We start from the raw sequence: 6506 nt of genomic DNA on the forward strand, positions 1-6506 counted from the left end.
AGCCCGTCCCGCTCCCCCCGCGACAACACCTCCACCCGGCCCACCGGCCGCGACGGATCACCCACCACCGCCTCCAACACCCGCACAAACCGCTCCGCCAGCACCACCACCGACGCACGATCGAACAGATCCACGCTGTACTCCACCTCCCCCTTCAGCCCACCGGCGCCGCCATCAGCGTCTCGGACCGACGAGAGGTGGAACACGAGGTCGAACTTCGCCGCGCCCGTGGCGGCACGCTCCGGCGCCACCGTCAGGTCGGGGAGTTGCGCCACCGTGTCGAGCGCCGCGCGCTCTTCGTCGTTGTTCCACTCCAGGACGGTCTGGAAGAGGGGGTGGCGCGAGGCCGACCGTTCGGGGTTGAGGATCTCGACGAGGCGTTCGAAGGGGATGTCCTGGTGGGCGTAGGCGGCGAGGTCGGTTTCGCGGACGCGGGCCAGGAGCTGGGTGAACGTGGGGTTGTCGCTCAGGTCGGTGCGCAGGACGAGGGTGTTGACGAAGAATCCGACGAGGTCTTCGACGGCGTCGTCGGTGCGTCCGGCGATGGGTGAGCCGATCGGGATGTCGGTGCCCGCCCCCAGCCGGGACAGCAGCACCGCCAGCGCGGCCTGCACCACCATGAACGTGCTGCACTGATGCTCCCGTGCCAGCTCCTCCATGCGCTGGTGCAGTGCGGCGGGGACAGTCAGGTGAACCGACTCGCCCCGGTGGGAGGGGACGGACGGGCGTGGACGGTCCACGGGCAGTTCCAGCTCGGCGGGCAGCCCGGCCAGCTCTTGTCCCCAGTAGGCGAGTTGGCGGGAGATCATCGAGTCGGGGTCGTCCTCCGAGCCGAGCACCTCCCGCTGCCAGAGGGCGTAGTCCGCGTACTGGACCGGCAGCGGGACCCACGCCGGCGCGGTTTGTGCGCACCGGGCCGCGTATGCCGTCGTCAGGTCGCGCGCCAGGGGCCCCATCGACCAGCCGTCGCCGGCGATGTGGTGGATCAGGACGAGCAGGACGTGCTCACTGGCGGAGACCTCGAACAGCCATGCCTTCACAGGGAGGTCCGTCGCCAGGTCGAAGCCGTACCGGGCCGCTTCGGTGAGGCGGTCCTCCAACTCGCCCGCCGCGACCCGCTCGACGAACAGCTCCGGGAGCGCCTGCTCCGGGGCGAGCACCACCTGATGGGCCCCGGCGGAGTCCTCCACGAAGACCGTGCGCAGGCTCTCGTGGCGGTTGACGACGTCCGTCAGCGCCGCGCGCAGCGCGTCGCGTTCGAGGGCGCCGGTCAGACGCAGGGCGGTCGGCAGGTTGTAGGTGGGGTTCGGTCCGTCGAAACGGTTGAGGAACCACAGCCGCTGCTGGGCGAAGGACAGGGGGACGCGCTCGGGGCGTTCCCCGGCGACCAGCGGCGCACCGGCACCCTCGGCGGTTGCCAGTGCGGCGGCGAGGCCCGCCACCGTCGGGTTCTCGAAGAGCCGGCGGACCGGAACCTCGACGCCGAGGGTGGAGCGGATCCGGTTCATGAGGCGGGTGGCGAGCAGCGAGTGGCCGCCCAGGTCGAAGAAGCTGTCGTCGATGCCGAGTTCGGGGACACCGAGTACCTCGGTGAACAGCCCGCAGAGGATCTCCTCCTGTGGGGAGCGCGGCCTGCGGCCCGTCGTGACACCGCCGAGCTCGGGGGCGGGCAGGGCTCTGCGGTCCACCTTTCCGTTCGCGGTCAGCGGGAGCACCTCGAGGGAGACGAACGCCGACGGGATCATGTGGGCGGGCAGGGTGGTGCCCAGGTGCGTGCGCAGCGTCCTGGGGTCGGCGGCCGTCCCGGTTCGCGGCACCACGTAGGCGGTCAGGCGCCGGTCGCCGGGCCGGTCCTCGCGGACCATGACGAAGGCCTGGTCGACCTGTGGTGCCGAGGTCAACGCGGCCTGCACCTCGCCGAGTTCGATACGGAAACCACGGACCTTGACCTGGTCGTCGACGCGCCCCTGGTACTCCAGCTCGCCGTCGGAGGTCCACCGGGCCAGGTCGCCGGTGCGGTACATGCGGGCGCCGGACGGGCCGAACGGGTCGGCGACGAAGCGCTCCGCTGAGGAACCGGGTCGGCCCAGGTAGCCGCGGGCGAGACCGGCTCCGGCGAGATACAGCTCCCCGGTGACGCCCTCGGGGACGGGACGTAGGGCTGAATCAAGCACGTACGTACGGGAGTTGGTGACCGGTCGGCCGACAGGTGGAGCGACGCGTCCGGTCAGCGGGCTGCTGATCGTCGCGCAGACCGTCGCCTCCGTGGGGCCGTACGCGTTGAGCATCCGGCGGCCGCGGGACCAGCGTTCCACGAGGTCGGCCGGGCAGCTCTCGCCCGCGACGACCAGGGTCTTGACCGAGCCCATCGCGTCCTCGGGGAGCGAGGGCAGCGCGGACGGCGGCAGCGTCACATGGGTCACCCGCTGCTCGTCGAGCAGAGCGGCCAGCGGCGCTCCCGGCATCAGCCGCTCCTGCGGGGCGAGGACCAGGCAGGCGCCCGCGAGGAGCGCCATGCAGACCTCCGAGACGGAGGCGTCGAAGCTCGGCGAGGCGAACTGCAGGACCCTGCTGTCGGGTTCGACGGCGAACGCCTCGATCTGCGCGGCCGCGAGGCTGGGCAGCCCCCCGTGCGTGACGGCCACGCCCTTGGGGCGACCGGTCGAGCCGGAGGTGTAGATCAGATAGGCCGGGTTGGAGGGCCGCAGAGCACGGACGGGCACCGATCCGCGGCCGTCAGCCGCACCGCGCGCGTCGGCGTGCTCGTCGCCCGCACCGCGTACGTCGGCATGCTCGTCACCCGCACCGCGCGCGTCGGCATGCTCGTCACCCGCACCGCGTACGTCGGCATGGTCGTCGTCGATCAGCAGGCGCGGCAACCCGGAGGCGGGCGCATCGACAGGGCCGACCTGGTCAACCGCGTCAACCGCGTCAACCGGGTCAACCGGGTCAACCGGGTCAACCGGGCCGAGGCGCTCGCTCAGCGCGCCCGTGGTGATCAGCAGGCGGGGCGCGGCGTCGCCGAGGATGTACGCGATGCGGTCCGCGGGGTAGTCGGGGTCCACCGGCAGATAGGCCGCCCCGGCCTTCATGACGGCGAGCATCGCCACGATCAGATCGGCGGAGCGCGGCAGGGAGACCGCGGCGACACGCTCGGGGCCGAGACCCGCCGCGACGAGCCTGGCGGCCAGCCGGTCGGAGACCGCGTCGAGTTGCGCGTACGACAGGACGGTGCCCTCGTGGGCCACCGCGTGTGCGTCGGGAGTGCGCAGGGCCTGGGCGCGGAACAGCTCCGGCAGGGTGGCCGCGGCCAGGTCGCGCGTCGGCCCGCTCCAGGTGGCGCCGAGTCGCTCGCGCTCCGCGGGGGCGGGCGCGTCCATGCCTCCGACCGGCCGGTCCGGGTGGTACGCGAGGTCGCGCAGTACGCCCAGGAGTCGCTCGGCGACCGATCGCGCGCCCCTGTCGTCGAACAGGTCAGGCCTGTGGTCGAGCCGGAAGGCCAGACCGGCGCCGCCGGGCACAGCGACCAGCGCGAGGGCATAGTGCGTGGCGTCCCGGTTCGCGGCTCCGGTCAGCGTCAGTCCCGAGTGCCCCGCCAGTTCGCCGAGGGCGGCGGCGTCGAGCGGGTAGCTCTCGAAGACCATGGAGGTGTCGAAGAGTTCGCCCAGGCCCGTGAGCGACTGGATCTCGGTGAGACCCAGGTGCTGGTGGTCCAGGAGCGCCGCCTGTTCGCGCTGCAGCCGCCCGACGAACGCGGCCGTGCTCTCCCACGGGCGCAGCCGGGCCCGCAGCGGAAGGGTGTTGATGAACAGGCCGGCCATGTCCTCGGCGCCGTCCAGGTCGGCGGGGCGGCCGGAGACCGTGACGCCGAAGACGACGTCGTCCCGCCCGGTGAGCCGGCCGACGACGACGGCCCAGGCGGCCTCGACCAAGGTGTTGAGGGTGACACCGGTCGACCGGGCCCGCGCGGCGAGGGCCGCCGTGTCCTCCTCGGAGAGGGCGAACTCCAGCCGTTCCGGAGCGAGAGCGGCCCGCCCCGGCTGCGCCGGGGCGACGAGGGTGGGCTCGTCGAGCCCCGCCAGGGCAGCCTGCCACGCCGCTCGGGCGGCCTCCCGGTCCCGGCCGGCCAGGTACCCCAGATAGTCACGGTAGGGGCGGACCCGTGGCAGCTCCGCGCCATCGACACTGCTGCCATCGGCACCGCGGCCGTTGACACCACGGCCATCGACACCACGGCCGTCTACACCACGGCCGCTTCCGTGCGCCGCGTACAGCGCGAGCAGCTCCCGCACGAGCACCGGCAACGACCAGCCGTCCAGCACGATGTGATGATTCGTCAGCACCAGACGCCACCGCTCCACGCCCAGCCGCAGCAGGACGAAGCGCAGGAGTGGCGGCCTGCCGAGGTCGAACCGGCTGCCGTACTCCTCCTCGAGAACGCCTGCTGCCTGCGCCGCCCGATCCGCTTCGTCCAGGTGCGTCAGATCCACCTCGCGCCACGGCAGTGGCGGCTCGGCCACCACCACCTGCACGGCGTGCCCGGCAGCGGTCCTGCGGAACGCCGACCGCAGCGCGGTGTGCCGCGTCAGCACGTCCCGTGCGGCCGCGCGCAGGGCGCCGGCGTCGAGCGTTCCCTCGATGTCGATGGCCAGCTGCGCCGTGTAGACATCGGGCGCGGAGTCGTCGTACGCGCTGTGGAAGAACAGCCCTTCCTGCAGGGGCGACAGCGGCAGTACGTCCTCCAGGGCGCGTCCCGGGCGACCCGGGCGTTCCGCCTCCAGGGTTTCGAGATCGGCCTGGGTCACCCTGGCCAGAGGTACGTCGGACGGCGTGAGGCCGCCCGCACCCGGGGTCCGGCTGTCTTCGGCCAGCGCGCGCAGCGCACGGAACCAGCCCTCGGCCAGGGCCCGTACGCTCTCCTCGCCGAGCAACCCGCCGGCCCAGGTCCAGGAGGCGACCAACTCGGGCCCGTCCGGGCCGTCGTGAGTGGCCGCGTTGACCTCCACCGTGTGCGCGAGGGCGAGTTCGGGGTCCTCCGTCGCCCCGGCCAGCGGTACGGCCGTCCAGTCCGCGGCCTCGGTGGCCGTGTCCGCCGCCGCGAACCGGCCCAGGTAGTTGAAGCCGATCTGCGGTCGGCCGGCCGGCATCTCCCGACCTGATCCCGCACCCTGCGGGACGAGGTAACGCAGGAGCCCGTACGCGATGCCCTTGTCGGGCACGGCACGCAGCTGCTCCTTGATCCGCTTCAGTGCCGCTCCGGGCACGGCCGCGTCACTCCGCCCGTCGCCGGGCTCGTACGTTCCTGGCGCCAGCCTGACCGGGTGAATGCTCGTGAACCAGCCGACGGTACGGGACAGTTCGGCCCCGGACACGACGTGCTCCTCGCGTCCGTGCCCCTCCAGGTCGATCACGACATCCGTGGCCCGCGGGTCACCGTGCCCCCGTCGCCACTGCGTCGCGGCCGTCGCGAACGCGGCCAGCAGAACCTCGTCGACCCGCGCCCGGAACAGCGTGGGGGTCACACCCAGCAGGGTCTCCGTGACATCGACGGGAAGCCGCAGTTCGAGCCGGCCCACCGTGGCGAAGGTGTCGAGCGCCGGGTCCAGGGGACGGTCGCCGAGCAGCGGGTCGGGCCCGGCCACGGTCCGCTCCCACAGCGCCCGCTCCGCCTCCCGGGCAGGCGCGGCCTCGACCAGCTGACGCGCCCAGCTCCGGAACGACGTGCCCACCGGCTGAACCCGCGGTTCACGCGCCTCGGCCAGGGCCTGCCAGATCTCCTCCAGGTCCTGCGCCAGGATGCGCCAGGACACACCGTCCACGGCCATGTGATGCACGACCAGGAGCAGCCGCCCTTGCCGATCACGGCCACGGTCGAACCAGACCGCCCGCACCAACGCCCCCGTCGCCGGGTCCAGCGCGCGCCGGGCCCGCTCTCCCTCGGCGACCATCAGCGCGTCCAGCGCCCGATCGTCCACCGCGACGGCCTCCACCCGCCGCACCACGGACGCCGCGGAGGGCACGGCGCCGGGCGCCACGACCTCCAAGGCCCACTCCCCCTCCGTACGCAGCCGAAGGCGCAGCGCGTCATGCTGATCGACCAGCGTCTGTACGGCGGTGATCAGCCGTTCGCTGTCCAACGCCGCCGGTGCACGCAGCACGACGGACTGATGGAACTGGGCGACGGGTCCCCCACGTTCGGCCAGCCAGTGCATGACGGGTGTCAGCGGCACGGCACCGACGCCCTCGTTGTCCACCGCCCCGGTGCTTCCCCGCTCACCGGCTGCCGTTTCGGCAATCGCCGCGAGCGCCTCGACGGTCTTGTGCTCGAAGATGTCGCGGGCCGAGATGGCCACTCCGGCCCGACGGGCCCGGCTGACCAGCTGGATCGACATGATGCTGTCTCCACCGAAGTCGAAGAAGCTGTCGTCGATGCCTATGTGGTCGAGGCCGAGGGTGTCGGCGAACAGGTGGCAGAGGATTTCTTCCTGCGCGGTGCGCGGGGCCCG

1 protein-coding gene is annotated in these 6506 nt (G+C 72.7%); it reads right to left on the bottom strand.

Annotated elements, in window-relative coordinates; translation table 11 throughout:
- A partial coding sequence (locus AB0D57_RS46770) for an amino acid adenylation domain-containing protein (RefSeq protein WP_362088623.1) occupies window positions 1-6506 on the bottom strand: 6506 nt, incomplete at both ends.

Source organism: Streptomyces sp. NPDC048275, from assembly GCF_040652275.1.
Classification (GTDB): Bacteria; Actinomycetota; Actinomycetes; order Streptomycetales; family Streptomycetaceae; genus Streptomyces.